This window comes from Rhizobium sp. BK312 (assembly GCF_014193605.1).
GTDB lineage: Bacteria > Pseudomonadota > Alphaproteobacteria > Rhizobiales > Rhizobiaceae > Rhizobium.
In genome coordinates this window covers 800,361-824,951 of sequence record NZ_JACHZP010000001.1, presented here as the reverse complement: position 1 = coordinate 824,951, position 24,591 = coordinate 800,361, and the positions used below count along the sequence as shown (strand labels likewise).

Here is a 24,591-nt window from a genome sequence, read left to right as displayed (position 1 = left end):
TTTGACCGATTGGTAAACATTACAACTTCCGTGGCGCGGCTCAAGACGAAAAGCACGAAAAATTCCGATAAAATTTCAGGCGATTGCCGAAATCCGATGCATCGACAGGGTGAATGAGGGAACGGCCGAAAGGCTTGGATTTCAAGGAGAAACAGAGCAGATATGGCCATCCCCAGAGCCGCCAGGACGCAGCGCCGCACCCGAATTCAGGAAGAGAAAGAGGAAATCATACTGGAAGCCGCGCTGGACGTGTTTTCTGTCAGCGGCTTTCGTGGCTCGACCATCGACCAGATCGCCGAAGTCGCCGGCATGTCGAAGCCCAATCTGCTTTACTATTTCCGCACCAAGGAGGCGATGCATCGGGCCTTGATCGACAGGGTGCTGTTTACCTGGTTGGAACCGCTACGCGCCTTCGATGCCAACGGTGATCCGGAAAGCGAGATCCGGTCCTATATCCGCCGCAAGCTCGAAATGGCCCGCGATTTTCCACGCGAAAGCCGTCTGTTTGCCAATGAGATGCTGCAGGGTGCGCCGCATGTGGAGGATGAGCTGCGCGGGCCGTTGAAAGCCCTTGTCGATGAGAAGGCGGAAGTCATCCGCACCTGGGCTCGGAACGGTAAGATCGCCAAATGCGACCCCTATCACCTGATCTTTTCGATCTGGTCGACCACGCAGCATTACGCGGATTTCGACGTACAGGTGCGCGCCGTGCTCGGCGACGAGCATTCGGGTGAGGGGCGCTTCGAGGATGCCGCCCGCTATCTGGAACAGCTTTTCGTTGACGGGCTTCGGATTCGCCATAGCTGAGCGGCGGTGCGATCCCGGAAGCATAGCGCTGCATATCGCAGGTGAACGAGTTAAAGTTTCCTAATTCGATCGTGCGGATCTCGGTTACGAAGAAGGCGGCCGCAGCAGGCTGCGACCGCCTTTTGAATGCTTGCCGATATTGCCGCAGTTATTCTGCCGCCTGCCGAGCCATCGGATTGTTCGGATGGGTCGTCCAGTTGGCGTAGTTCGGGTCGACGACCTTGCCGGTGCGCTTGTCGAGGGCGCCGGCCGGCAGTTCTTCCATGGTGATGCAGTTCTCGACGGGGCAGACGTTGACGCAGAGATTGCAGCCGACGCATTCCTCTTCCATCACCTCGAAGCGCCTGACGCCATCAACGAAGTTGGTGATCGCCTGGTGCGAGGTGTCCTCGCAGGCGATGTGACAGCGGCCGCACTTGATGCAGGCGTCCTGATCGATCTTCGCCTTGGCGATGTAGTTGAGGTTCAGATATTGCCAGTCGGAGACATTCGGCACGGCGCGGGCGATGACGTCGTCCAGGCTGCGGTGACCCTTTTCGTCCATCCAGTCGGAAAGGCCCGTGATCATCTCCTCGACGATCTTGAAGCCATAGGTCATGGCCGCCGTGCACACCTGCACGTTGCCGGCACCGAGCACCAGGAATTCCGCCGCATCGCGCCAGGTGGTGATGCCGCCGATTCCCGATATCGGCAGGCCGTAGGTTTCCGGATCGCGGGCGATTTCTGCCACCATGTTGAGCGCGATCGGCTTGACGGCCGGGCCGCAATAGCCGCCATGGCTGCCCTTGCCGCCGACAGTCGGGTTCGGAGCGAAATTATCGAGGTCGACCGAGACGATCGAGTTGATCGTGTTGATCAGCGAGACCGCATCCGTGCCGCCGGCCTTGGCGGCGCGAGCGGGCTTGCGGATATCGGTGATATTCGGCGTCAGCTTGGTGATGACCGGCATGCGCGTGTATTGCTTGCACCAGCGCACGACCATTTCGATATATTCCGGCACCTGTCCGACCGCGGAGCCCATGCCGCGTTCGGACATGCCGTGGGGACAGCCGAAGTTGAGCTCGATGCCGTCGGCTTCCGTTTCCTCAACCAACGGCAGGATCGCCTTCCAAGCCTGCTCCTCGCAAGGCACCATGATCGAGGCAATCAGCGCGCGATCCGGCCAGTTCTTCTTCACCTGCTTCATTTCCCGCAGGTTGGTGTAGAGATCGCGGTCCGTGATCAGCTCGATGTTATTGAGGCCGAGCAGACGGCGGTCGGCGCCCCAGATCGCGCCGTAGCGTGGGCCGTTGACGTTGACAACAGGCGGGCCTTCTTCGCCGAGCGTCTTCCAGACTACACCGCCCCAGCCTGCCTTGAAAGCGCGCTCGACGTTGTAGGCCTTGTCGGTCGGCGGCGCGGAGGCGAGCCAGAACGGGTTCGGAGACTTGATGCCAACGAAATTATTGCGGAGATCAGCCATGTCGGTTCCCCTTTCAGGCGACTGCAGCGGCCGCCTTGGCGGCAGCGAGCGCACGGTTGATGGATTCGGCCGCGTCGCGACCCTGTGCCACGGCCGAGACCGTCAGGTCATCGCCGCCAAGCACGCAGTCGCCGCCTGCCCATACGCCTTCGATCGAGGTTCGGCCTTCGCCATCGATGGCGATGCGGCCGGATTCCATGCGCAGCGCGCCGAGGCCCGATGCCTCGAACGTCTGGCCGATCGCCTTGAAGATCTGGTCGGCGGCGATGACGCCGACATCGCCGGTACCAACGAGCTTGCCGTCACGCAGCTCGGTATATTCGACCTCGATACCGGCGACTTTGCCGTCCTTGTCGAGGATGCGCTTTGGGGCGAGCCAATGACGGATGATGACGCCCTTGGAGGTGGCCAGATCCTGCTCGAATTCCGAGGCGTTCATGTGCTCCTTGCCGCGGCGATAGCAGATCGTCACTTCTTCGGCGCCAAGCAGTTTTGCCTGCACAGCCGCATCGATCGCGGTCATGCCACCGCCGAGAACGACGACGCGGCGGCCGATGGCGATATCGGCTTTGTTGCCGGCCTGGCGAAGGCCGGCGATATAGGCGACGGCATCGGCGACACCATCGAGATCCTCGCCTTCGGCGCGCAGCGCGTTGACGCCGGCAAGGCCGAGGCCGAGGAAGACGGCGTCATATTGCTGGGAGAGGTCGGAAAGGCTGAAATCGCGGCCGAGCGCCTGGCCGTTCTTGACCTCGATGCCGCCGATCGCAAGCACGTAATCGACTTCCTTCTGAGCGAAGTCGTCGACTGCCTTGTAGGTGGCGATGCCGTATTCGTTCAGGCCGCCGGCCTTCTCGCGGGCGTCGAAGATGGTGACGTCATGGCCGTTGACCGCGAGGCGATGGGCGCAGGCGAGGCCTGCTGGGCCGGCGCCGATGACGGCGATCTTCTTGCCGGTTGACGCGGCGCGCGAATAGAACTGCTTGTTCTCAGCCATCGCCGCGTCGGTCGCGTAGCGCTGCAGCCGGCCGATCTCGACGGGGCGCTCTTCGGCAGTGTTGCGTACGCAAGCCTGCTCGCAGAGCTGTTCGGTGGGACAGACGCGGGCGCACATGCCGCCGAGGATGTTCTGATCGAAGATCGTCTTGGCCGAGCCGATCGGATTACCCGTCGAGATCTGGCGGATGAACATCGGAATGTCGATGGAGGTGGGACAGGCCGTCATGCACGGCGCGTCGTAGCAGAAATAACAGCGGTCGGATGCGACCAGCGCCTCATGCTTGGTGAGGCGCGGGTGAAGATCGGAAAAGTTTGCATCATATTCGGCGGGCGTGAGCCTGCCTTTATGAATCCCAGTTTCCAGTCGTCCCATTGAAGTTCCCTCTTATAGTAAACGGCTAGTGCCGGAACGGTAACTCAGCTTAAAAAATTTATCAAACGGTAAAATTTTGGAGGCAAAGCGTGCCGCTGGGCGTTCTTCAACCATGGAAGAACTAATTCAGGAGGGTGCCCGATCATTGCTTTAAGCATATGATTTAAATAGATTTTTACTTTCTTGGAGCAAGGCCCCAAAGAGATCGGGGTGCGATGAGGATGACGAGCACCCGCCTATGGGCCGATAAGCATCATCTCTGCGGTCGCGCTGAAATGTGAAAAACTGATGAATTTTTTGGGGTCTGCATGGAACCAAGGCCGTGCAGCATCGTTATGTCGATGTCCTGACGATGATCGCATCTCCCGATGCACGCCCAATACGTCTCAGGACTTTTACTCACGGTCCCCTCCCGATGAGTGCAAAGCAGCCAGTGCGCCGCCCTCGCACTGGCTGTTTTATTTTGTCGCCGTTATCAGCCTCAGCGGCGTCTCAGGATTTCATATTCAGTTTCGGGAATGGTGATCCGATAGCCGATGCTTCCGTCGTCAATGGCGAAGTCGGCGCGGCCGTTCATGGATGTCGGTACGACGCGCTCAAGCACCGTTCGGCTGAAGCTGTTGTCTTCGAACTCGTGATCGGAGGATGTGTAGAATCGTTCCGACCATGCCACTTCGATCGCCTTCTTGCCGTCGAGTTCGGCTTCCCTGCAGTTCAGCGTGATGCTGGTTGCGCCGGTCGAGATGGCGCCATGAGATGCGGAATTGACGATGAGTTCATGCAGAGCAAGGCCCAGATGCACAGCCGCATTGGGCGTCAGATGGGCGTTGATGCCATAGATCGGCATGGGCACGCCGGCATCGGGCCAATAGGGTGCGAACTGCTTTTCCGCCAGTTCGAAGAGATAGGCGCCCCGCCAGCTGGAATCGGTGATGAGATCCTGCGAATTCGACAGGGATTGCAGGCGACCGCGGAACTTGATGAGGAAATTGTCGACGGAAAGCGTGTGGCGGGCCGTCTGCGTGGCGATGCCCTGAATGATGGCGAGCAGGTTCTTGGAGCGGTGCGACAATTCGCGCAGCAGCGACTTCAGCACTTTTTCGCGGTGGCGGCTTTCGGTGATTTCCGAGATGACCGACAGCACGCCTTGCGGCTTGCGCCCGCCGACTCGCTCTATTTTTAGTTCATAGATGCGTATGCCGTCGCCGCTGGCGATTTCGACCTCGGCGGTTGCCGGCCTGCCGCTGTCGAGCACGCCGCGCTTCAATCGGGAAAGATGCTCGCCGTCCTTTTCGCCGAAGAGATGTGAATCATTCCCGCCTATGACGACATACGGCTGCAGATGATCCGGCAGATTGTCGGCATAACGGATCGAGAGATTTACATCCTGAAACAGAACGGACACACTGGCGCTCGCGAGCGCCCGCTCCATCAGAGCGGCCTTGCCTTCCAAACTCAAAGGCGCGCCGGGTAATGGTTCAGACGTATTCACCGGCTTGCCTTTCACACGCATTTTGGGAACCCCGCCGATAGGGCGTTCCCATTCGTAACAACTTGAACCGACCTATAGAATCGTCCCGGATAACAGTCGGTAAACCGGCCGTTTCGCACACAAACGCCCGGTCATGGTCTTTGTTCCGCCGCAGGGTTTTCACTTGAATCAGGCAGCCACCTTTGTGGTTTCGTTAAAGAAGAGTGCCTGGCTGATGAGGGCCTTCACCATGTCTGGATTGAAAGGCTTGGTCACAAGGAAGGTCGGCTCTGGCCGTTCGCCCGTCAGCAGCCGCTCCGGGAAGGCAGTGATGAAAATCACCGGGATGCTGGCAGTCTTGAGGATGTCGTTGACGGCATCGATGCCGGAGCTGCCGTCGGCAAGCTGGATATCGGCAAGCACCATGCTCGGTTTCGTCGCATTGTAGAGCGCGACCGCTTCCGCGTGTGTACGGGCAATGCCGGTAACGCGATGGCCGAGGCTTTCCGCCATCTGCTCGATATCCATCGCGATCAGCGGTTCGTCCTCGATGATCATGATATCAGTCGCCACCTGGCGGGAGATTTCCTGGGAGGCAGTGTCAAGCAGGTGCATCGCGTCGCTTTCCGAAACGTCAAGGATATCGGCGATCTCGCCGAGGCGGAAACTTTCAACGGAGGCAAGCAGGAATGCCTGTCGAGCAAGCGGCGAAACCTTGGAAAGGTTCACGGTGGCGCGCTGTTCCCAGGCAAAGGGAGATGCCGGTTCAGTAATCTGAAGTGTTACGGAACCGAACAGCTTGGTGAACAGTTTATAGAGCGCGACACGGTCGCTGTCCGTGTCCGGAAAGATGGATATGTCGGCGATGATGGCTTCCAAAACCGCAGCAACATAGGCGTCCCCCGATGTTTGCGTTCCGGTCAAGGCACGTGAATAGCGCCGCAAGTAAGGAAGATACGGCGCAATGCGTGTGGAAAGTGTCATCAATGGCTCCCGCCTTTTATAACATTCTAATTAAATACAGCCCAAAGGCCGCAACAACTAAGAAAACGTCAGTTGAGTAAAAAAGTTCCTCTTTGTCGGAACTTTTTTTAGGCAGTCGCATTACAATGCTTACAATCAGTGGACCTCAACCTTTACGATTCGTTAGGCATTGTTTTGAATGGGGTCGATCGGTCTTCCGGACGGGAGATTAGGGCGTCTTATCCATGAACGCGAGAAAAGTGAAAAGCGAGCAGGTTAAATGACTATCCAGAATCACGAGGACGCAGACAAGAAGACATCGGACCTGCGCGCGGTGGATATCCTCGATCCCAATAATCAGATCGGCAACCGATTGCGCTCGTTTTATGCCGCCGTGCAGGATGAGGCTATTCCCGATCGCTTTCTCGACCTCTTAGAGAAGCTTGATCGGGCGGAAAGCATGGCCTCGGCAAAGGTCTCCGAATAGGAGGGCGCGCCATGGAAACGCAAACGAGCTTCAAGCGCGAACTTCTCGCAGCCCTTCCGAGCCTCCGGGCCTTCGCCATTTCGCTGACCGGCCGTCACGACCGGGCGGATGATCTCGTCCAGGATACGATCATGAAGGCGTGGGCCAAGCAGGATCATTTCGAAATGGGCACCAACATGAAGGCCTGGCTCTTCACCATCCTGCGCAACGAGCTTTACAGCCAAATGCGCAAGAGCGGCCGTGAGGTGCAGGACAGCGACGGCGTGTTCACGGAATCGATGGCGACGCACCCGCCGCAATATGGCGCTGTCGACCTGCAGGACTTCCGCAAGGCCCTGGATCAGCTGCCGCCGGATCAGCGCGAAGCCATCATCCTTGTGGGGGCGTCGGGATTTTCCTATGAGGAAGCTGCCGAGATCTGCGGCTGCGCGGTCGGCACCATCAAGAGCCGCGTCAATCGCGCGCGCCAGCGCCTGCAGGAATTGCTGGATATTTCCGGCGAGGCAGATTTTGGTCCGGACGCCACCTCGGCACCGCTGACATCAAAGGCATTCGCTTTCTAGAGCAGTTCCAGCAAAAGTGCGAAGCGGTTTTGCGTCCGGAACGGCGTAAAAACAAGAAAATGCTCTAAGAAAAGGCCCGGCGCTATCGACCGGGCCTTCTATCGTTACAACTTATTTATGGCTTCACGAGCTTCGCGCCAAGTTGTCGGCAAGGCGACGATTTTGCTTTGCGGGCGTTTGTCGATTTGGAAATGCCGGATCAATCGTCTTCGTCGCGCGCGCCGAACAGATTTCCGAAGAGAAGAGCGGCGGCGATGGCCGCAGTCATTAGCGGTTGCTTGCGCACGAGGCCGAGCGCTGCTGCTGCCATCGATTCCATCGCCAGCAAACGTTCTCGGGCCTGCCGTTTCTCCTGCTGATTGATGATGGCCATAATGACGAGGACGATCAGCCCTAGCAACAGGGCACCTGCGGCAATCAGCAGGGCAGAAACCGCCCCGCCATAGATCGTTGCCAGCCAGATGGCTGCCGCTATAAGCGCGAAGGCATAGGCCGTCAGCAGGAGGAGAGCCGCGATCGCGATGAAAATACCGTTGCGCTTGGTTCGCGCAACGGTACGGTTGAATGTGCCTGACAGGAGCAGGCCGAGAATCGGGGCGATCATCCCGCCACCCTAGCGGCGAGACAGAAGCAGAGCGACGGCAAGGCCGAATGCAGCCGCCGCGCCGATCGTGGCGACGGGATGCTGGCGCACGGTCCTGCGCACTTCGCGCGAACCTCTCGTATAGCCGCGCTGCAGATCGCGCAGCAGCTCCTCACCGCGAACCGTCAGATCGTCCAAATTGGATTCGGCGGTCGCACGCAATTTCTTACCATGCCTCGCGCCGCTCTCACCGATCAGCTTGGCAAAGGCTGCAACTTCTTCGCGCAGCGACTCGATTTGATCTTCGATGCTTGCCTCGACATCGTGCAGGCTGCTGCCGTTACGCTTGCCGCGCGCCGAATGAAGGATGGATGTAGCCATGTTCAGCTCCCTTTCGCTTTGCTTCGGCGCCCGAAGGCACCTCTTATTCGCGATAATCGGAGGTCTTTTGACACACCGATAATGTTCGGAACATCGTTTCCGACCACTCGCTCTCAACGCGCGGATGCAACAAAAGGTTCCAGAAGCCGCCGGATCGGGAGTTCTCAGCCGTCGAGGGCGCTATGTGCGAGGACGAATGGAGCACCATCGGCGGGAACGCGATTGACCTGCAAGTTGCAGCCGAATACGTCCTGAAGATGCTGATCGGTCAGCACCTCCTTGACTGAACCCTTCGCCTGCAGCCGGCCGTTCTTCAGCAGAACCATCCGGTCGGCAAAAAGTGCAGTGAGATTGAGGTCATGCATGACGGCAACGACCCCGCCGCCACGCCGGCAGAATTGCCGGGCAAGCGTCATAATGGTGAGCTGATGGCTGATGTCGAGGCTGGAGACCGGCTCATCGAGAAGCAGCCAGCACGGCCTGCCGTCTATGATGGGCTCGGAAATCTGACAGAGCACCCGGGCGAGCTGCACGCGTTGCTGTTCGCCGCCGGAAAGCTCTTGATAGAAGCGCCCTTCGAAGCCGTCGAGATCGACGGCGGCGAGAGCCTCTGTCGCGGTGCGGTCAGCCTGCTCCGGATGACGGTTGCGCCCGCTTGTCAGGCCCATGCGGACAATCTCGCGGACCGTAAAGGGGAAGGAGATCGAGCTTGCCTGCGGCAGCACGCCCCGCATTTCGGCAAGTTGCCAGGCCTTGAGGCCGGCAATCTCAGTGCCGTTCATTCGGGCGCTGCCGCGATAGGCGAGTTCGCCGGAAATGGCTTTCATGGTCGTGGTCTTGCCGGAACCGTTCGGCCCGCAGATTGCCGTCAGCGTTCCGGCCTCGGCCGTGAAGGATATGTCCTCAACGACCGGTTTGCCGGCAAGCCGGACGCTCAGATTGGAAACGTCGATCATCGCAGGCTCATAGGCTGAGGCGCGAGCGCTGCCTGAGCAGCATCCACAGGAAGAACGGACCGCCGACGCCGGCCGTCAGAATGCCGATCGGCAGCTCGGCCGGAGAAACGAGGATGCGGGCAACCACATCGGCAACGACCAGCAACGAGCCGCCGAGCAGTGCCGAGGCAGGTAGCAGGAAACGATGGTCGGGGCCGATCACCATGCGCAGAATGTGCGGCACTACAATGCCGACAAAACCGATGCCGCCGCTGACGGCGACCGATGCACCGACCGCCGCGGCCACGCTGACGACCGCTATATTCTTCAGCCGTTGCACCGATATACCCATGTGGAAGGCAGTGGCTTCGCCGAGCGTCAGCGCGTTCAGTCCGCGTGCCATGAAGGGAAGGGGCAGAAGCGAAAGGACGATGATCGGGCCGGCACCTGCGACCTTGCTCCAGGTCGAGCCCGCCAGTGATCCCATGCTCCAGAAGGTCAAGTCGCGCAACTGCCGGTCGTCGGCCATGTAAACGAGGATTCCGGTTGCCGCCAGCGCGAGTGAACCGAGCGCGATGCCGGCCAGCAGCATGGTTGCGATCGATGTCTGTCCGTACTGGGTCGCAACCTTATAAAGCAATATCGTCGTTGCCAGACCGCCGATGAAGGCGGCGATCGGCAGGGAAAAGATCCCGAAGAGATGTGCGAGAGGGGCGAGCACGCCGCCACCGAGGACGATCATGGCGACCGCACCGAGGCTGGAGCCAGCAGATACGCCGATCAGGCCGGGATCGGCGAGCGGATTGCGGAAGAGGCCCTGCATGACCGCACCCGAAACCGCCAGCCCGCCGCCGATCAGGAAGCCGAGGACGGCGCGGGGCAGGCGGATATCGAAAATGACGATGCGGTCGCGGATGCTGAGGGTGCTTTCCGCGCTGCCGCTCAGCATGCCCATTATCACGTCGATGACCGAAGCATTCGACGCGCCTGTCGTGATCGAAAAGAGAAAGGCAACGGCCGAAACCATGACCAAGCCGGCGATGACGAGGATCGCAAGTGCGGTGCGATCCCCTTGGCGGCGGTGTGCCGTGGCTTGCGACATCTGCTTCAGCCCTGCCATGGCATCGTTGAATGCCACGTCAGCCTCCGTAGATCGCCGCGTTCAGCTCGCGGATGGCGCTGGCCGTGCGTGGTCCGAAACCGAGCAAATGCAGGCCGTCCATGCGCACGACTGCCTTGTGGCTCGCGGCCGGCGTCAGCGAAATGGCCGGCTGCTTCAGCAGGTCTTCGTTCGACATCGACAGAGGTCCCTCGCGATCCATGATCAGGATGACATCGGGCTTGGCTTCGATGATCGCTTCGTCCGTCACCGACTTGTAGCCGGAGAAGCCGCTGATCGCATTGGTCGCGCCGGTCAGCTTGATGATGCCGTCGGCGGCCGTATTGGTGCCCGAAGCCAGGATCTTGCCGTTCTGGTTGCTGAGTACGAAAAGTACGCGCTTGCGCTCGGCCTCCGGGCGCTTGGTGGAATCAGTTATGGCCGCGTCGAGATCGGCGGCGACCTTGCCTTCCAGGGTCTTGGCCTTGTCCGGCACGCCAAGCAGCGCGCCGACGACTTCGATCTTTTTCAGAATGCCGTCGCGATCGTAGGTCTGGGGCACGGTCTCGAAAGGGAGGCTGGCATTGCGCAGCACGGCCAAGGCTTCCGGCGGGCCGGAACCTTCCACCGCGATGATGGCTGTGGGATTGACGGCCAGGATACCTTCCGGCGATAGCGCGCGCATATAGCCGATATCGGGAAGCTTGGTCGCTTCCTTCGGATAAAGGCTGGTGGAATCGCGGGCGATGAGCCGCTTCTCTTCGCCGAGCGCATAGACGATTTCGGTGACATCGCCGCCGATGGAGACGAGGCGAGAGGTATCCGGCGTCTTGGCCGTTTCGGCGGCGTGCGCGTGACGCACGAAGCTCCCGAGCCCGGCGATCGGATTGGCCGGCACGAGCGGCAGGACCATCACCACCATGGTGAGCGCGATTTCCCATGGCCGAATGTGCTTGAGGTTCTTAAACATCATCATGCACCATCTCTTATGCGGCGACACTGGCGCCTGATCTCGTCAGGTTTTCCAGGATAGCGCGCCAATCACGGCGCTCATCGAAGCCTTCCTTCCGCTTGCCGAAGAACTGGATGATCATCTCGCCCTTGGCATTATAGGCCTCGAGCGAGGTGACGTGGCCGTCCTTGGTCGGCTTGCGCACGACCCATGCCTCGGCGATGTGGTCCTGACGCAGATGCAGATGGAAGGTCGGGTCCATGACGTTGATCCAGGGACCCATGGTCTGCACGTTGTGGATCGGGCCGGAATGAATCTGCACGGTGCCTTCGTTGGCGACGAAGCACATGATCGGCAGGCCCTCGCGCACGCAGGCATGCATCATTTCAGCGACGGCACCGGCATCCAGTTTCCATGCGTAATCATCGCCAACGGTGCGGATCGCGTTCTGGCGGCCGATCTTCAGTTTTTTCAGCATGCCGAAGAATTCGTGCGTATCGGTCATGCGGCTCCAATGGTCGCGCAGCTCGTCGCGGCTGACGTCGCCGTCCGTCGCACCATTGTCGTAACCGGAGCGATCCTCCGCGAATTCCTGCGACTGGTCTTCGACGCGCAGTTCGGCGACCATGGCGTGATAGGCTTCGACATTCGAATCGCGGCGCAGATGCACCTTGTGGACGGCATCGCCGGCCTTGTCGAAGAACTGCAGGCTGAGCCTCTTCTGATCGCCGTCGGTCTTGGTGACGGCAAAGCCATGCACCCAGCGCTTCGGAAAGATGCGCAGGTCGATATTCTCGCCAAGCACGATCGCCGCCTGCGCGCCGAATTTCATGTTCTCATAGACGCCAATTTTCTCATGCATGGCGCTTTCGTTGCGCGATAGCGCCATGATCTCGCCGAGCGAGGCGATCCGCTCCAGGAAGCGATCGACGCTGGCATCGATGCGGGTGGCCGAAATGCCAACTTCGGCTGCGACGAGGGCCGCTTCGGAAATCTCGAGGCGGGTAGCGATGTCGCGCTCGCGCATCTTCGGGTTCTCGGCGCGGAAAGCGCGAATTTCGGCGGGGGTCGGGCGGGTCGTCTCAGTCATCTGTCATGCCTATTTGTTGAGTATGAGTTTGCCTTGGCGCGTAATCTTCATGCGGTAGATGACGCCCTCGTGCTTGATCATGATTTCGGTCTGGCCTCGGAAAATATCCGTGCTCTCGACAATTCTTACCTGCGGTGCGGCCGTGCATTGCACCGGCGGCGTAGGGGTCTTCTCAGCAATCATCCTGTTTAGTTTTGCCTGAAATTCATCTGGGGCCGAACCGTTGTGCGGCCAAATTTATCTTGACTCTCTTACTCATGGTTTCATAAACACACAATAGGATACCTATAGAGTCAAGTTTAAAATTTCGCCGATACACGCCAAGGCCGCGCTGGTCGGGCGAGCGGTGTCAAGCACATACAGGAGACATGCCGATGCTGACGAAAACGATCTTGGCGCTCGCCGCCTCGGGGCTGTTTGCAGCGGCGTCTTCTGTTTCTGCTTTCGCTCAGGATGCGAATTCCGCGGCACCCGCATCGGCTGCGCACAAGCTCACCGTCGAGCTCAATGCATTGGCTCCCTCGCAGAAGGGATGCATGATGACCTTCGTTGCCGAAAACGATATGGCGACACCGATCAACAAGATCTCTTTCGAGCTTGCCTTCTTCAACGACAAGAATGCCGTCGACCGCGTTACCGTGCTTGATTTCCGCGACCTGCCGCTCGGCAAGAAGCGGGTGCGGCAATTCGACATGCCAGGCGTCAAATGCGAAACGGTCTCCCGCATCATCATCAATGATACGCCGGTCTGCGATGGTCCGGCCGCAGGTGAGTGCAAGGCCGCATTAACGACCCGCTCGCAGACCTCAGTTCTTTTCGAGGGCTGAAGCCATGGCAATGCGCTCGGCGAAAGTTTCCATCGCGCGCCGCGCGGATGGCGGCATGAATGACAACTATCCGAGCGTGCTGCCCGGCCATGAGTTGGCGGGTCTCGAGGGCGTGCCGCGACCGCCGGCCGGCGAGGCTGTGGTGCATTACAGCCGCTTTACGCAGATCAGCTCCTATCCGGATCATCCGAGCGAGGCTGCACCGATTGAGGTAGCGGAGCATCTACCGATGGACGCGCTGCCTGAAAGGGCGCGAGAAACGGTTGCCGGGCGCAGGACGTCGCTGCTTTTCTCCGGCGTGGGATCCTGCCTGTTTCATGCCGCTATCGTTATTGCGCTGCTGTTTACCTTCGTCGCCACGCCTGAGGAAGCGCAGGAAGAGGCGGGCGATACCGTCAGCGTCATCATGATCGGCAATTCCGATGCCGATCAGATGGCTACGGGCGAGGAAAACCCGCAGACGGAGCCGGAGCAAGTGACCGCCGAGGCCGTGCAGCCGCAGCCGACCGAAGTCACGCCCGAACAGGCACAATCGCCCCAACCGGATGTCGTTCAACCGCAGACGGTAGAGACGCAGCAGCTTCAAACGGTTGAGCCCGTGGAGCAGACCCAGCCCACCGCAGTCGCGCCTGAGCAGCCGCAGATTTTGGCGACGCAGGTGCCGGCCGAGACGACGGTCATCCAGTCCGCCGAACCGGTGCAGCCTGTCGATAGTCAGGTTGCCGAAGTTCAGCCGACAGAGCCTCCGCCTGAGGTTGTGACGCCGGTGGAGAAGCCGAAGCCGGTTGAACGGCCGAAGGAAGTGAAGAAGCCTGTTGCAAAGGTCGCTAAGGCAAAGTCAGGTTCACGCGGTGAGAGCGAGCAGGATTCCAAGCGGGGGTCCGCCGATGGCACCGAGGCAGCGCAATCCGATCAAAATTCTCAGTTGAATGCGCGTAAGGCAGGCTCTGGCGATGCGGCAATTGCGAATTATACCGGCAAAGTGCAGGCCCGCATTAAACGCTACGTGCAACGCGTACCGTCGAAGTATGAAAAGGGCCTGACACTCGTCGTGCGTTTGACGATTGGTTCGAACGGCGAACTTCGGTCTCTTTCCGTGGCGCGCAGTTCCGGAGATTCCGGCTTGGATCAGGCTGTGATCGAGCAAGTGCGGAAGGCCGCCCCATTTCCCTCGCTGCCTTCCGAATGGGGTAAGCCGACTTGGCCGTTCACGCAGGCGGTTCAGGTCGGAGGGCGATAATAGCCGCTTCTCTCGCCTAAAATATGATGAAAACTCTCAACTTTATTCTTTACTACAAAACTCATGTTTATTAAGGTCGCCTCTCGCTCGATGGAATCGAGCGTGGAAGAGCAACCAGCAAACGGGTGATGTATGGCGCGTAAGGGGAAGAGGGGTTCTGGTCGCGAGAGCCGCGAAGTGCAGACAACGGCGCAGGCTTCCGGGAAATCCACTCTCGATGGACGCAGCTTCCTCTATGTCGGCGGCCGCGATTGCCAGGTGGCGCATCTGCGCCAGATCGCCAGCAATTTTGGTGCCGAACTGATCCATCACGATGGCGGCCTGCGCGAGGCGGTTTCGCGCATCGACACCGTGCTGCCATCGGTCGACTGTGTGTTCTGCCCGATCGATTGCATCAGCCATGATGCCTGCCTGCGGGTCAAGACAGGCTGCAAGAAATTCGGCAAGGCCTTCATCCCCTTGCGCAATGGCAGCAAGTCCAGCCTCGAGCGGGCGCTGCAGACCATGAACGAACGAGACGCTTGAAGATGATCGATAATGGCCCTGACGGGTTTGCGCTGATCGGCCTGCACAAGCTGGCCGCACAGAATGGTGATGGGCTTGTGCCCGAACTCTATGAATTGCTGATGCGCCGCGCCAATGACCAACGGCGGGCAGCAAATGTCGCGACATTTCCCGCCTGGAAGACGCGGCAGCCGGGAGAGGTGCCGGAGCAACCGCTCGATGCAGCGAGCCGCAATGGCGCAAATGTCGTTGCCTTTGCGCCCGAGGCGGATAAGACTGTCGCCCGTCGCAAGAAGGTCTGATCGTCGAACGAGGTTGCCATGTACGTCGCCATGAACCGCTTCAAGGTCGTCATCGGTTTGGAGGGCGAATTCGAAGAGGTCTGGAGAGGCCGCGATTCCCGGCTATCGGAAGTGCCCGGTTTTCTCGAGTTCCGTCTCCTGCGCGGAAAATCAAGCGTGGAGGAGGGCTATACGCTGTTTTCCTCGCACACGACCTGGCACAGCGAAGATGATTTCATCAACTGGACGAAATCCGAGCATTTTCGCATGGCGCATCGCAATGCGGCCGATAACAAACGGCTCTATTGGGGGCCGCCGCAATTCGAAGGTTTTGCTGTCGTTCCGGGGATTTGAAGCAGCGTCACCTACCTCGGCAAGATAGCTTCGTCTCAGGCCTTGGCCACACCGGTTCTGAAAAAGGCGCCGAGCGCTATCGCCACCCAGCCGGCAATCATGCCCATTCCACCCGTCGGAGCAGCCATTGGAAAGAGCGAGCCGCCGCCGAAATGCCTGTTGATGAGATCGCCGGCGAAGATCAGCGTTCCCAATCCGAGCAAGATTGCAGCAATAGGCGCTGTGCGGATACGGTCATAGCCGGCATAAAGCGCCAGTAGGGCAGGGGCGTGGGCGAGGCTCATAGTGGAGGCTGCGCCGAGGAAATGCGTGTCGCCGCCATGAGTTGCGGCTGCGGCCAGCGCGACACCGCCGCCCCCGAGAATGCCGGCGATAAACAGGGTGACCGGACGGATTATGGCGCCGATGCTCATGTTTTCCTCATTCCCTGTTCTGCATGTGGAAAGCCAGACGCTCGACCGGCTCCCAGATGACGGCCCGCAGCTTTTCGTTTTCGATGGTCTCGTCCATGGCGCGGCGGAAGCAGAGCAGCCATTCGTCGCGCTCCTTTGGACCAATGGCGGCGACGAAATGCCGGCTGCGCAGGCGCGGGTGGCCGCGCTTTTCGATGTAGAGCTGCGGCCCGCCGAGATAACCGGTCAGATATTCGTGGAATTTCTCCTGCGAGCCTTCGAGACTCGGCGGGTGCACGGCGCGGCAATTTGCGGCCTCCGGCAGCGTATCCATCAATTCGTAAAAGCGTGATGTCAGCGCCCGCACAGTTCGGTCGCCGCCGATCGCTTCGTAGAGTGTGATGGTTTCTTCGCTCAAGCCCAGGCCCCTGTTTGCGATGTCCTAGATGGCAACTCAGGAGCGCTGTCGCAACTGTCCAAGCGGCCGGTGCGGCGTTTCGGCGCTACTATTTTTTGACAGTCAGCTGGAAAGCATCGCTTTCCCCAGGGATGAGCTCGAGCGGCCAAACGGTCTGGCGCGCCTTTCTTGGATACTCGTGGCTGTAGGCGGGCATGCTGGAAAGCAGGATTTCCGCCAACTCGACACCAAGATCGTGCACGGACGTGCGAAAGCAGGTCAGCGCCGGCTGCAGGAATTTGGCGCGCGGCGCCTCGCGGAAGCTGACGACCGCTATATCGCGCCCAGGGATGATGCCGGCTTCCATCACGCGCCGATAGAAGCCGATCGCCATCAATTCATAGATCAGGATCACAGCCGTCGGCCCGTTTTCGAGGCGCAGCAACTCGTCGGCAACCTGATAGCCGCCTTGTTCGCTCGATTTGGCACGAATGACGAGCGCGGGATCATAGTCGATGCCATGCCGCTCCAGCGCCCGGCGATAGCCATCGACGAAGATGAAGCCGAGATTGATGTCGCTTGAGGGTGCGCTGACCGCGATGCGGCGATGTCCATGCGCGACGAGCCGGTCTACGGCGGCATTGGCGACGCCGTCAAAATCGAGGTCGGCCCAGGGGTGCTGCGTGCCTGACAGGCTGCGACCAAGCGCTGCGAAGGGGATTTTCGCCTTGGCAAGCAGGTCGAAGCGCTTGTCGACGCGCTGCGTCTCCGAGATGATCAGCGCATCCACGATCCGTCTCGCCACCATGCGCTTCAGATATTCATAAGGGTCCTCGTCATGCGGGCAGGGGAGCATGATGAGATCGAGCTTGTGCCGTGAAAACACGCTCTGCAGGCCGCCCGTCACGGTCAGAAAGAAATTGTCGCTGTTTTCAACCGTTTCCCGGCTGGACTGGATCATCAGGCCGATGACATTGGTCGTGCCCTGCCGCAGGCTGCGCCCGGACTGGTTGGCGACATAGCCGAGCTGCTCGGCAGCGGCGAGAACGCGCTTGCGGGTCTCCTCGTTGACATCAGGCTTGCCGTTCAATGCGCGTGATACTGTGCCGATCGAGATATCGAGATGCTCGGCAAGCTGACGAATTCCCTTCATCGGCCGCGGTTTTCCTCCATGCGCCATTTTCCGTAGTCCTCCTCTATTGACACAGGAAAATCTTTTCGCATAGTATCGTAAACGTTTACGGAGCGCGTGTCATGAGGGGTAATGCACGGCCCGCAGGAGGATATCGTGAAATTTAATGCCATTTTGTGCGGGTGCGGAGCTATGTCAAAAGGCTGGCTCAGGGCTGTCGCCTCGACGCCGGCGCTTGCCGAATCCATTCAGATTGTCGGCCTGGTCGATCTCAATCGGGCGACCGCTGAAAGCCTTGCGAAAGAATTCTCTCTCGACGGTGCCGTCATCGGCTCCGACCTCGCCGAGGTCATTGCTGCGACCAAGGCGGATCTGGTCTTCGATATCGTCATTCCGGCTGCGCGCTTCGGCGTGGTGTCGACGGCACTGAAGGCCGGCTGCCATGTGCTGAGCGAAAAGCCGATGGCGACGTCGTTGGCCGAAGGTACCGCTCTGATCAAGCTTGCGGCAGAGACGGGTAAAGTTCATGCCATCATCCAGAATCGCCGCTTCATCTCCGGCATCCGTCGTCTGCGACGTTTCGTGGAGGAGGGGGCGATTGGCGAGCTGACGGGCGTCCATTGTGATTTCTTCCTCGGTCCGCATTTCGGCGGCTTCCGCGAGGAGATGGACAATGTGCTGTTGCTCGACATGGCGATCCACACCTTCGATGCCGCTCGCTTCGTGTCCGGCAAGGTGCCGCTCTCGGTCTATTGCCTTGAAAAGAACCCGGTAGGCTCCTGGTACAAGCATGGCGCATCGGCGCATGCGCTCTTCGACTTTTCCGATGATGTCGTCTTCAGCTATCGCGGTTCCTGGTGCGCCGAGGGTCGTCGCACGAGCTGGGAAAGTGAGTGGCGGCTCACCGGCAGCGAGGGCATGCTGACCTGGGACGGCGAAGAGAATTTCGAGGCTGCCGTTGCCGGCAACGAGCCCGGCCTGCTGCACGGCTTTACGCCGATCGAGGTCCCCGGGCCGAAACATGAAGAGGAGACGCACGGCCACGCCAGCGTCATCGCATCCTTCATCGAAGCAATCAAGACGGGCAAGTCGCCGGAAACCGCGAGCTCTGACAACATTCGCAGCCTTGCCATGGTTCTAGGCGCCATTGAGAGCGCCAAGACCGGCCGGCGTGTCGACATTTCAGCACAAGGACAATGACATCATGACAAATCCGGCAAAGGCCATCCGCATCGGCACGATGATCAGGGCGACGAACGAGGATGCTGCCCAGAACATCGCCAAGATCGCCGATCTTGGCTTCGAGAGCTTCGAGCCCTTCTTCTGGCAGAGCACCAACGGTCAGAATCTTGCGGAACTCGGCAAGCGCTGCCGCGAGGCCATCGGCGACCGCGACATCACGATCTCGACGCTCGGCATGTTCGGCAATCCGCTCGAAGAGCGTGAGATGGACCTGCAGACGTTGCAGGGCTGGAAGGATTGCATCGACAACGCCCATCATTTCGGCGCGACCTGCGTTGCCGGCTTCACCGGCCGTATCCGCAACCAGCCGCTCACAGACAGCCTGCCGCGTTACAAGCAGATCTGGAGCGAGCTTGCCAAGCGTGCGGCCGACAAGGGCATCAAGATCGCCTTCGAAAATTGTGCCATGGACGGCAACTGGGCGACCGGCGATTGGAACATCGCGCATAACCCGGATGCGTGGGAGCTGATGTTCAACGAGACCCCGGACGACAATCTCGGCCTGGAATGGGAGCCGTGCCATCAGATGGTTTATCTGATCGAGCCGCTGCCGCAGATTCGCAAATGGGCGAAAAAGATTTTCCACGTCCACGGCAAGGATGCGACGATCCGCTGGGATGTCATCAAGGAGCACGGCATCTTCGGCAAGGAGAAGTTCGTCTTCATGCGCACGCCGGGCTTCGGCGACAGCAACTGGACCGACATCATCTCCGAACTGCGCTTGGCCGGCTGGTCCGGCTCCATCGACATCGAAGGCTGGCATGACCCGGTCTATCGCGATGCACTCGAAATGACTGGCCAGGTTCACGGCCTGAACTATCTCAAGGCAAGCCGGGGCGGGGACTTCGTCGAGTAAAGCATGCATTTGCAGAACTGCATCGATTTAGAAGGCAAGTTGTGCGTTAATGAAATGCCCTGAGTGATCGACACTTAGGGCATGACGGAAACCCGAACGGAGGAACCCGAGCGTCCGCACCTTGCCCCATGGGACAGGCGGGCGCTTGGCGCAGGTAAGAGGAAAACGCCGATGGCAGCGCGGGCCATGTCATCGGACAGATACCGTCACGGTTCGCATGGTGGAGGAGAATGTATGAATATTTTTTCGAAGCTGGCGATCTCCGCCGGCATGTCGCTTCTGCTTGCCGCCGGTGTGGCGCAAGCGCAGGGCAAGACATTTAACGTCTGGTGGTTCGAACTGCCGGATACTTCGCAGGCCAAGGCATGGACCAAGGCGCTCGAAGAGCTGAAAGCCAAGCATCCTGACGTTACCATCAATTTCGAGCAGAAGACCTTCGAGCAATTGCAGAAGGCAGGCAGTCTCATCCTCAATTCGGATCAGGCCCCGGATGTTCTGGAGTACAACAAGGGCAATGCCACGGCTGGCCTCGTTGCCTCGCAGGGTCTGCTGACACCGCTCGACGATCAATTCAAATCGCGCGGCTGGGATAAAATCCTAAACGAAACCAACAGCCAGCTCAGCAAATACGATGGCAACGGCATCTACGGTTCCGGTCCGATTATCGGTATTCCCGTCTATGGCGAATTCGTTTCGGTTTTCTACAATATCGACATGTTCCAGGCCAATGGCGTGAAAGTGCCGACTACGCTCGACGAGTTCGAAGCTGCGCTCGACACTTTCAAGAAGAAGGGCATTACGCCGCTCGCCTATGGTACGGTGGATTCCAACGCACAGCACCTGGTCTATACGCTTGCACTGACGCAGGCTGACGATACCTGGGTCAAGAACTATCAGGGGCTGAAGGCACCGCTTGATACCAAGCCCTTCCTGTTTGCCGCCCAGAAGATCGCCGACTGGGTGAGCAAGGGTTATATTTCGAAGGATTCGACCGGCCTGAAGGGTACCGGCGGCGCCGACAATCTCTTCTCGTCGGGCACAGCTCCGATGTTTGTCAGCGGCACCTGGAACAACGGCAACTTCGCGAGCTCGATCAAGACCTTCAAGTGGAGCCAGTTCATCTTCCCGACCACGAAATACAGCGTGGGTTCGACCGGCAACCTGTTCATGGTGCCGAAGAGCGCGAAGAATAAGGATCTCTCCTACGAGTTCATCGATCTTGTTCTGAGCAAGGAAAACCAGAACCAGCAGGCCAATCTTGGTGGTGTTGCCATCGCCGCCGATCCGGCTTCAGTCACTGACGAAGTCGGCAAGCGCAACGTCGAGCTCTTCAACCAGATCTCCAGCAAGGGCGGCCTCGGCTTCTACCCGGACTGGCCGGTGCCTGGTTACTACGAACTGCTGATCCAGGCGACCACGGGTCTTGTCAACGGCTCGACCACGCCTGATCAGTTCGCGGCGCGCCTGAAGAAGGCCTACGACGACGTGCAGGCAGCGCAGTAACACCATCGGCGACAATCACAACGGCAAGACGGCTTTGATGCCGCCTTGCCGTATCGGACTGGAGGATTTCGATGGATAAGTCGAAGAGCGCCGGCAGGGCGGGGTACTATTTCTACATGATCCCCGGCGTGCTCGGGTTTGTTCTCGTCGTGCTCGTTCCGCTGATTGCCAATTTCGTCATCAGCTTCACGACATGGAAGGGCGGCGTCATTCCGCCGCGATATGTTGGCTTTGAGAATTATCAGCGGCTGCTTCACGATGCGGCTTTCTGGGGTTCCATCCAGCATACGCTGCTGTTCATCATCTCGATGACGATCGTGCCCATCATATTGGGGCTGGTGCTGGCGGCGGTGCTATTCGACTATATCAGTGCGCAATTCAGCCAGACGTGGTCGAGCTTTTTTCGCGCAGGATTCTACTTGCCGCAGATCCTGCCGCTGACAGCCGCCGGCGTGCTGTGGGCGTGGATTCTCAACCCCATCGGCATCATCAATGCAGTGCTGAAGGCGATCGGCCTGGATTTCATGGCGAAGAATTGGCTGGGGGACGCCACCTATGCGCTGTGGGCGGTTTCGGCCGTCATCGTCTGGGTGCAGGTCGGCTATTGTCTGGTCGTGTTCATGTCCGGACTGGCGCGCGTCGATCCTTCGCTTTACGAGGCCGCGGAGCTCGATAATGCAAGCTGGTTCGCGCGTTTCCGCGCCATCACCATTCCGATGCTGATGCCTGAAATTTTCGTCGTCGCGCTGACGACGCTGATTGCGGCGCTCAAGGTCTTCGCGCCGATCTATGTTCTGACGTCGGGCGGACCGGACAATGCAACGACGGTCCCATCCTATCTGTCATACTATCATTTCTTCACGACGAACCGCGTCGGATACGCGGCAGCCATCGCGACGCTGCAGACGGTCATGACCATCATACTCGGCATCCTCTTCCTGCGTATGCAGTCGAAACAGGCCGAAGGAGGGCATTGAGATGGCAACGGCATCCTCGATTTCCACACACATCGTTTCAACGGAACATCACGCAAGAAGGGGGGTCGGCCGCTGGGTCGTTCTGGGCATCCTGCTGGTTTTCCTTGCAGGCACGCTCTTTCCGTTCTTTCTCGCGGCAGTCAACGCTATCAAGACGCCCTCCGACTATGCCGCCAATGGTCCGCTTGGTCTTCCGCACAGCTTTGATCTGACGGCGCTTAAGAACTTCTGGGCCACCGTCGATTTCCCCCGCAAGCTTTTCAACAGTGTCCTCATCAGCGGATGCACCGCCATTCTGGCCGTCGTTCTCAGCCTGCTGAATGCCTATGCCATCGGCATCGGCCGCGTGCGTGGCGGGCAAGGGCTTCTCGTCCTACTGTTGATATCCATCATGGCGCCGCAGGAGGCTTTGGTCTATCCGCTTTACTATATGTCGAAGCAGGTCGGACTGTTCGACTCGATGCTCTCGGTTATCCTCATTATCGGCGTGCTTCATACCGCGTTCGGGACCTATCTTCTATCTTCCGTGCTGGCGACCTTTCCGCGCGAGATCATCGAGGCGGCGCAGATCGACAATGCCAGCCGCTGGCAAATCCTCTGGATGGTGATCGTGCCGGTGCTCAGACCGACGCTTGCAGTGCTTGCGACCTTCTTCTTCATCTGGACCTGGAACGAGTTTCTGATCCCGCTGGTATTCCTCGTTTCCAACAACAATCAGACGGTATCGGTCGCAATGGGCGTGCTATCGGGTGCCAATACCCAGGACCCGACGGCAATTGCCGCGGCCTCTCTGCTTGGCATAACGCCGACGATCATCTTCTTCCTTATTTTCCAACGGACCCTGACGCGCGGTGTCGCGGTCGGTGCCGTCAAATAACCAATGCGGAAGCCCCGTTCGGCGAAAGCCGCCGGGCGGGGCGCGACGAATGGCAAGTTCGATAAATTCGATGTTCCGCAGGAGGCGTAAAGTGGCAGGTATCAACATCAAATCCCTCACCAAGCATTTCGGTGCCGTGCAGGTTCTGAACGACATCGATCTGACGATCGAGCGCGGCGAGTTCGTCGTCTTCCTCGGCGGCTCGGGCTGCGGCAAGTCGACCTTGCTGCGCATGATCGCTGGTCTGGAGACGATCACCAGCGGCGAAATCTGGATCGGCGGAAAGCGGGTCGACCAACTGCCGCCCGGCGAGCGCGGCGTGTCGATGGTCTTTCAGTCTTATGCGCTCTATCCGCACATGACGGTTCGCGACAACATGTCCTTCGGCCTGAAAAATATCAAAACGCCCAAGCACGAGATTGCCAGGCGCATCGAAGAAGCCGCGAAGATCCTGGAAATGCCGCACCTTCTCGATCGCAAACCCTCGGCACTCTCCGGCGGCCAGCGCCAGCGTGTCGCGATCGGCCGCGCCATCGTGCGAGAGCCGGATGTGTTCCTTTTCGACGAGCCGCTTTCCAACCTCGATGCCGGTCTGCGCACACGTACGCGCGTGGAATTGGCGCAGCTGCATGAGCGGCTCGGCGCGACGATGGTGTTCGTGACGCACGACCAGGTGGAGGCGATGACACTCGCCGACCGTATCGTGTTGCTCAACAACAAGAAGATCGAGCAGGTGGCGACCCCCGTCGAGATCTACACGCGCCCGGCGACGCGCTATGTCGCCCAATTCGTCGGCTCACCCGGCATGAACTTTATCAATATAGCCGGCCTGAATGAAGCGGGCGGGCTGGCGACGGCAACGCTGCCGGATGGCTCTGTCATCAAGACAGCGGTTGCGCTCAATGGCCTTGCGAATTCCGGACTGACGCTCGGCATCCGTCCGGAGCATCTGGTCGTTACGGCGGCGGAGAAGGGTGATATCGGTGGTCAGGTCGAGACCATCGAACGCTTGGGCGACCGTTCGCTTGTTCACGTCCGGCTTAAGGATGGCTCGAAGATCATCGGCACGGATCCCGGCATGACGACGATCACGACCGGCTCGCCGATTGCCTTTACCGTTGACGCAGCAAAGGTGAGCATCTTCGATGAGAACGATGCCGCCCATCATTCCGTAAACTAAGGAGGGAGGACACAAAGATCAGCCATTTTCGATAAGCTTCAGAGGCGATCAAGTAGGTCGTTGACGAAACCGTCCAACTGGTATGTTATGCCACCATGTCCACTGCGCACCATAGAAAGAAGCAGCCCTTGTTCGTCCGCCAGCAGTTGCTGGAGGTCGCGGCGCGGCTTGCTTCCGAAAAGGGGATGACGGCGGTGACGCTGGATGCCGTTTCCGGCGCCTCCGGTGTCAGCAAGGGTGGATTGCTGCATCACTTCCCCAGCAAGCACATGTTGCTGGAAGCGCTGTTCGACAGCCTGCTGGAACGGCTGGATGCTGCGATCGAGGAAGCGATGCGCGCCGATCCGCTGCCGCACGGCCGCTTTACCCGCGCTTATCTGCATGCCTGTCTGGCGCTGCGGGACCAGCCGCAGGGCGCCAAGGATTGGGCGCAGGTGACGATGGTGCTGCTCACCGAACCGCAATTGCGGCAGCGGTGGCATGAGTGGGTGCGCGAGCGCAGCGAGGAATATGTCGGTACGGACTCCTCGGTGGATGCGGCAATCGTCAGATTGGCGGCCGACGGGATATGGCTCGCCGACCTGCTCGGCAGCCACGAGTTGGACGAGAGCGCCCGCCAAAGGCTGATCGACCGGTTGATCGAGCTGACGCAGCTTTAACCTTA

29 protein-coding genes are annotated in these 24,591 nt (G+C 59.5%); 15 read left to right on the top strand and 14 right to left on the bottom strand.

The window, feature by feature from the left end; genetic code table 11:
* Window positions 1-162 precede the first annotated feature (162 nt).
* Window positions 163-807 carry a TetR family transcriptional regulator C-terminal domain-containing protein gene (locus FHT85_RS03995; protein ID WP_112411504.1) on the top strand — a complete coding sequence of 215 codons (645 nt, stop codon included), beginning with the start codon at window positions 163-165 and terminating at the stop codon, window positions 805-807.
* Window positions 808-955: 148 nt separating this feature from the next.
* Here the strand turns inward: FHT85_RS03995 and preA are convergent, their stop codons facing one another.
* From preA to FHT85_RS03975, 4 genes are all read right to left on the bottom strand, one after another.
* Window positions 956-2,269, bottom strand: coding sequence for an NAD-dependent dihydropyrimidine dehydrogenase subunit PreA (preA, locus tag FHT85_RS03990; RefSeq protein WP_112411505.1), 1,314 nt, complete (start codon window positions 2,267-2,269; stop codon window positions 956-958).
* Window positions 2,270-2,282: 13 nt separating this feature from the next.
* On the bottom strand, window positions 2,283-3,641 hold the full coding sequence (locus tag FHT85_RS03985) for an NAD(P)-dependent oxidoreductase (protein WP_112411506.1): 1,359 nt from the start codon (window positions 3,639-3,641) through the stop codon (window positions 2,283-2,285).
* 481 nt (window positions 3,642-4,122) lie between these two features.
* Window positions 4,123-5,154: a sensor histidine kinase gene (locus FHT85_RS03980; protein ID WP_112411507.1), complete on the bottom strand. Its 1,032-nt coding sequence runs from the start codon at window positions 5,152-5,154 to the stop codon at window positions 4,123-4,125.
* 147 nt (window positions 5,155-5,301) lie between these two features.
* Window positions 5,302-6,096: a response regulator gene (locus tag FHT85_RS03975; protein WP_183773975.1), complete on the bottom strand. Its 795-nt coding sequence runs from the start codon at window positions 6,094-6,096 to the stop codon at window positions 5,302-5,304.
* A 259-nt stretch (window positions 6,097-6,355) separates the two neighbouring features.
* On the opposite strand from FHT85_RS03975, the gene FHT85_RS03970 reads away from it, so the two are divergent.
* Both FHT85_RS03970 and FHT85_RS03965 read left to right on the top strand, forming a co-directional pair.
* Entirely contained in the window at window positions 6,356-6,562 is a 207-nt protein-coding gene (locus FHT85_RS03970; RefSeq protein WP_112334893.1) for a NepR family anti-sigma factor, read from the top strand.
* 11 nt (window positions 6,563-6,573) lie between these two features.
* Complete coding sequence (locus FHT85_RS03965) at window positions 6,574-7,125, top strand: RNA polymerase sigma factor (protein WP_112334892.1); 552 nt, start codon at window positions 6,574-6,576, stop codon at window positions 7,123-7,125.
* Between the two features lie 199 nt (window positions 7,126-7,324).
* On the opposite strand, the gene FHT85_RS03960 is transcribed toward FHT85_RS03965, so the two are convergent.
* The 7 genes from FHT85_RS03960 to hemP all read right to left on the bottom strand — a co-directional run bounded on the left by FHT85_RS03960 (window position 7,325) and on the right by hemP (window position 12,348).
* Window positions 7,325-7,729 carry a hypothetical protein gene (locus tag FHT85_RS03960; RefSeq protein ID WP_112411509.1) on the bottom strand — a complete coding sequence of 135 codons (405 nt, stop codon included), beginning with the start codon at window positions 7,727-7,729 and terminating at the stop codon, window positions 7,325-7,327.
* 9 nt (window positions 7,730-7,738) lie between these two features.
* Window positions 7,739-8,089 (bottom strand): glycine zipper domain-containing protein, encoded by a 351-nt coding sequence (locus FHT85_RS03955; protein ID WP_015340813.1) that lies wholly within the window; start codon window positions 8,087-8,089, stop codon window positions 7,739-7,741.
* 164 nt (window positions 8,090-8,253) lie between these two features.
* On the bottom strand, window positions 8,254-9,045 hold the full coding sequence (locus FHT85_RS03950; protein WP_112411510.1) for a heme ABC transporter ATP-binding protein: 792 nt from the start codon (window positions 9,043-9,045) through the stop codon (window positions 8,254-8,256).
* Between the two features lie 7 nt (window positions 9,046-9,052).
* Window positions 9,053-10,144, bottom strand: a complete 1,092-nt coding sequence (locus FHT85_RS03945) for a FecCD family ABC transporter permease (RefSeq protein WP_409527320.1) — start codon at window positions 10,142-10,144, stop codon at window positions 9,053-9,055.
* 19 nt (window positions 10,145-10,163) lie between these two features.
* Window positions 10,164-11,099 carry a hemin ABC transporter substrate-binding protein gene (locus FHT85_RS03940; RefSeq protein ID WP_112411512.1) on the bottom strand — a complete coding sequence of 312 codons (936 nt, stop codon included), beginning with the start codon at window positions 11,097-11,099 and terminating at the stop codon, window positions 10,164-10,166.
* A 10-nt stretch (window positions 11,100-11,109) separates the two neighbouring features.
* The gene (locus FHT85_RS03935; RefSeq protein WP_112411513.1) at window positions 11,110-12,165 is read right to left on the bottom strand and encodes a hemin-degrading factor; all 1,056 of its coding nucleotides are present in this window, start codon (window positions 12,163-12,165) and stop codon (window positions 11,110-11,112) included.
* 9 nt (window positions 12,166-12,174) lie between these two features.
* Window positions 12,175-12,348 (bottom strand): hemin uptake protein HemP, encoded by a 174-nt coding sequence (gene hemP, locus FHT85_RS03930; protein WP_047629363.1) that lies wholly within the window; start codon window positions 12,346-12,348, stop codon window positions 12,175-12,177.
* 191 nt (window positions 12,349-12,539) lie between these two features.
* Between hemP and FHT85_RS03925 the strand changes: the two genes are divergently transcribed.
* The 5 genes from FHT85_RS03925 to FHT85_RS03905 all read left to right on the top strand — a co-directional run bounded on the left by FHT85_RS03925 (window position 12,540) and on the right by FHT85_RS03905 (window position 15,371).
* Window positions 12,540-12,992 carry a hypothetical protein gene (locus FHT85_RS03925; protein WP_112411514.1) on the top strand — a complete coding sequence of 151 codons (453 nt, stop codon included), beginning with the start codon at window positions 12,540-12,542 and terminating at the stop codon, window positions 12,990-12,992.
* A 4-nt stretch (window positions 12,993-12,996) separates the two neighbouring features.
* On the top strand, window positions 12,997-14,232 hold the full coding sequence (locus FHT85_RS03920) for an energy transducer TonB (RefSeq protein ID WP_183773972.1): 1,236 nt from the start codon (window positions 12,997-12,999) through the stop codon (window positions 14,230-14,232).
* A gap of 132 nt (window positions 14,233-14,364) precedes the next feature.
* On the top strand, window positions 14,365-14,757 hold the full coding sequence (locus tag FHT85_RS03915; protein ID WP_112334885.1) for a DUF2325 domain-containing protein: 393 nt from the start codon (window positions 14,365-14,367) through the stop codon (window positions 14,755-14,757).
* Window positions 14,758-14,759: 2 nt separating this feature from the next.
* Window positions 14,760-15,038 carry a hypothetical protein gene (locus FHT85_RS03910; RefSeq protein ID WP_112411515.1) on the top strand — a complete coding sequence of 93 codons (279 nt, stop codon included), beginning with the start codon at window positions 14,760-14,762 and terminating at the stop codon, window positions 15,036-15,038.
* An 18-nt stretch (window positions 15,039-15,056) separates the two neighbouring features.
* Window positions 15,057-15,371: an antibiotic biosynthesis monooxygenase family protein gene (locus FHT85_RS03905; protein ID WP_112411516.1), complete on the top strand. Its 315-nt coding sequence runs from the start codon at window positions 15,057-15,059 to the stop codon at window positions 15,369-15,371.
* Between the two features lie 35 nt (window positions 15,372-15,406).
* On the opposite strand, the gene FHT85_RS03900 is transcribed toward FHT85_RS03905, so the two are convergent.
* From FHT85_RS03900 to FHT85_RS03890, 3 genes are all read right to left on the bottom strand, one after another.
* The gene (locus FHT85_RS03900) at window positions 15,407-15,784 is read right to left on the bottom strand and encodes a DUF423 domain-containing protein (RefSeq protein ID WP_112411517.1); all 378 of its coding nucleotides are present in this window, start codon (window positions 15,782-15,784) and stop codon (window positions 15,407-15,409) included.
* A gap of 7 nt (window positions 15,785-15,791) precedes the next feature.
* Complete coding sequence (locus tag FHT85_RS03895) at window positions 15,792-16,181, bottom strand: group II truncated hemoglobin (RefSeq protein ID WP_112411518.1); 390 nt, start codon at window positions 16,179-16,181, stop codon at window positions 15,792-15,794.
* Between the two features lie 88 nt (window positions 16,182-16,269).
* Window positions 16,270-17,313, bottom strand: a complete 1,044-nt coding sequence (locus tag FHT85_RS03890) for a substrate-binding domain-containing protein (RefSeq protein WP_112411519.1) — start codon at window positions 17,311-17,313, stop codon at window positions 16,270-16,272.
* A 135-nt stretch (window positions 17,314-17,448) separates the two neighbouring features.
* Between FHT85_RS03890 and FHT85_RS03885 the strand changes: the two genes are divergently transcribed.
* The 7 genes from FHT85_RS03885 (at window position 17,449) to FHT85_RS03855 (ending at window position 24,586) form a co-directional block, all read left to right on the top strand.
* Window positions 17,449-18,492, top strand: coding sequence for a Gfo/Idh/MocA family protein (locus tag FHT85_RS03885; RefSeq protein WP_112411734.1), 1,044 nt, complete (start codon window positions 17,449-17,451; stop codon window positions 18,490-18,492).
* Window positions 18,493-18,496: 4 nt separating this feature from the next.
* The gene (locus FHT85_RS03880; RefSeq protein ID WP_112334879.1) at window positions 18,497-19,390 is read left to right on the top strand and encodes a sugar phosphate isomerase/epimerase family protein; all 894 of its coding nucleotides are present in this window, start codon (window positions 18,497-18,499) and stop codon (window positions 19,388-19,390) included.
* 234 nt (window positions 19,391-19,624) lie between these two features.
* Window positions 19,625-20,893 carry an ABC transporter substrate-binding protein gene (locus FHT85_RS03875; protein WP_112334878.1) on the top strand — a complete coding sequence of 423 codons (1,269 nt, stop codon included), beginning with the start codon at window positions 19,625-19,627 and terminating at the stop codon, window positions 20,891-20,893.
* Between the two features lie 71 nt (window positions 20,894-20,964).
* The gene (locus FHT85_RS03870; protein ID WP_015340796.1) at window positions 20,965-21,870 is read left to right on the top strand and encodes a carbohydrate ABC transporter permease; all 906 of its coding nucleotides are present in this window, start codon (window positions 20,965-20,967) and stop codon (window positions 21,868-21,870) included.
* Between the two features lies 1 nt (window position 21,871).
* On the top strand, window positions 21,872-22,747 hold the full coding sequence (locus FHT85_RS03865) for a carbohydrate ABC transporter permease (RefSeq protein ID WP_112411520.1): 876 nt from the start codon (window positions 21,872-21,874) through the stop codon (window positions 22,745-22,747).
* Between the two features lie 91 nt (window positions 22,748-22,838).
* Complete coding sequence (locus FHT85_RS03860) at window positions 22,839-23,927, top strand: ABC transporter ATP-binding protein (protein WP_112399191.1); 1,089 nt, start codon at window positions 22,839-22,841, stop codon at window positions 23,925-23,927.
* 95 nt (window positions 23,928-24,022) lie between these two features.
* Window positions 24,023-24,586 (top strand): TetR/AcrR family transcriptional regulator, encoded by a 564-nt coding sequence (locus tag FHT85_RS03855; RefSeq protein ID WP_112411521.1) that lies wholly within the window; start codon window positions 24,023-24,025, stop codon window positions 24,584-24,586.
* Window positions 24,587-24,591 lie beyond the last annotated feature (5 nt).

What these genes read in the sequence shown, in the direction of transcription:
- FHT85_RS03995 (WP_112411504.1), top strand. Translation starts at nt 163, where the DNA reads ATGGCCATCCCCAGAGCCGCCAGGACGCAGCGCCGCACCCGAATTCAG.
- preA (WP_112411505.1), bottom strand. Translation starts at nt 2,269, where the DNA reads ATGGCTGATCTCCGCAATAATTTCGTTGGCATCAAGTCTCCGAACCCG.
- FHT85_RS03985 (WP_112411506.1), bottom strand. Translation starts at nt 3,641, where the DNA reads ATGGGACGACTGGAAACTGGGATTCATAAAGGCAGGCTCACGCCCGCC.
- FHT85_RS03980 (WP_112411507.1), bottom strand. Translation starts at nt 5,154, where the DNA reads ATGCGTGTGAAAGGCAAGCCGGTGAATACGTCTGAACCATTACCCGGC.
- FHT85_RS03975 (WP_183773975.1), bottom strand. Translation starts at nt 6,096, where the DNA reads ATGACACTTTCCACACGCATTGCGCCGTATCTTCCTTACTTGCGGCGC.
- FHT85_RS03970 (WP_112334893.1), top strand. Translation starts at nt 6,356, where the DNA reads ATGACTATCCAGAATCACGAGGACGCAGACAAGAAGACATCGGACCTG.
- FHT85_RS03965 (WP_112334892.1), top strand. Translation starts at nt 6,574, where the DNA reads ATGGAAACGCAAACGAGCTTCAAGCGCGAACTTCTCGCAGCCCTTCCG.
- FHT85_RS03960 (WP_112411509.1), bottom strand. Translation starts at nt 7,729, where the DNA reads ATGATCGCCCCGATTCTCGGCCTGCTCCTGTCAGGCACATTCAACCGT.
- FHT85_RS03955 (WP_015340813.1), bottom strand. Translation starts at nt 8,089, where the DNA reads ATGGCTACATCCATCCTTCATTCGGCGCGCGGCAAGCGTAACGGCAGC.
- FHT85_RS03950 (WP_112411510.1), bottom strand. Translation starts at nt 9,045, where the DNA reads ATGATCGACGTTTCCAATCTGAGCGTCCGGCTTGCCGGCAAACCGGTC.
- FHT85_RS03945 (WP_409527320.1), bottom strand. Translation starts at nt 10,144, where the DNA reads ATGGCAGGGCTGAAGCAGATGTCGCAAGCCACGGCACACCGCCGCCAA.
- FHT85_RS03940 (WP_112411512.1), bottom strand. Translation starts at nt 11,099, where the DNA reads ATGATGATGTTTAAGAACCTCAAGCACATTCGGCCATGGGAAATCGCG.
- FHT85_RS03935 (WP_112411513.1), bottom strand. Translation starts at nt 12,165, where the DNA reads ATGACTGAGACGACCCGCCCGACCCCCGCCGAAATTCGCGCTTTCCGC.
- hemP (WP_047629363.1), bottom strand. Translation starts at nt 12,348, where the DNA reads ATGATTGCTGAGAAGACCCCTACGCCGCCGGTGCAATGCACGGCCGCA.
- FHT85_RS03925 (WP_112411514.1), top strand. Translation starts at nt 12,540, where the DNA reads ATGCTGACGAAAACGATCTTGGCGCTCGCCGCCTCGGGGCTGTTTGCA.
- FHT85_RS03920 (WP_183773972.1), top strand. Translation starts at nt 12,997, where the DNA reads ATGGCAATGCGCTCGGCGAAAGTTTCCATCGCGCGCCGCGCGGATGGC.
- FHT85_RS03915 (WP_112334885.1), top strand. Translation starts at nt 14,365, where the DNA reads ATGGCGCGTAAGGGGAAGAGGGGTTCTGGTCGCGAGAGCCGCGAAGTG.
- FHT85_RS03910 (WP_112411515.1), top strand. Translation starts at nt 14,760, where the DNA reads ATGATCGATAATGGCCCTGACGGGTTTGCGCTGATCGGCCTGCACAAG.
- FHT85_RS03905 (WP_112411516.1), top strand. Translation starts at nt 15,057, where the DNA reads ATGTACGTCGCCATGAACCGCTTCAAGGTCGTCATCGGTTTGGAGGGC.
- FHT85_RS03900 (WP_112411517.1), bottom strand. Translation starts at nt 15,784, where the DNA reads ATGAGCATCGGCGCCATAATCCGTCCGGTCACCCTGTTTATCGCCGGC.
- FHT85_RS03890 (WP_112411519.1), bottom strand. Translation starts at nt 17,313, where the DNA reads ATGAAGGGAATTCGTCAGCTTGCCGAGCATCTCGATATCTCGATCGGC.
- FHT85_RS03880 (WP_112334879.1), top strand. Translation starts at nt 18,497, where the DNA reads ATGACAAATCCGGCAAAGGCCATCCGCATCGGCACGATGATCAGGGCG.
- FHT85_RS03875 (WP_112334878.1), top strand. Translation starts at nt 19,625, where the DNA reads ATGAATATTTTTTCGAAGCTGGCGATCTCCGCCGGCATGTCGCTTCTG.
- FHT85_RS03870 (WP_015340796.1), top strand. Translation starts at nt 20,965, where the DNA reads ATGGATAAGTCGAAGAGCGCCGGCAGGGCGGGGTACTATTTCTACATG.
- FHT85_RS03865 (WP_112411520.1), top strand. Translation starts at nt 21,872, where the DNA reads ATGGCAACGGCATCCTCGATTTCCACACACATCGTTTCAACGGAACAT.
- FHT85_RS03855 (WP_112411521.1), top strand. Translation starts at nt 24,023, where the DNA reads ATGTCCACTGCGCACCATAGAAAGAAGCAGCCCTTGTTCGTCCGCCAG.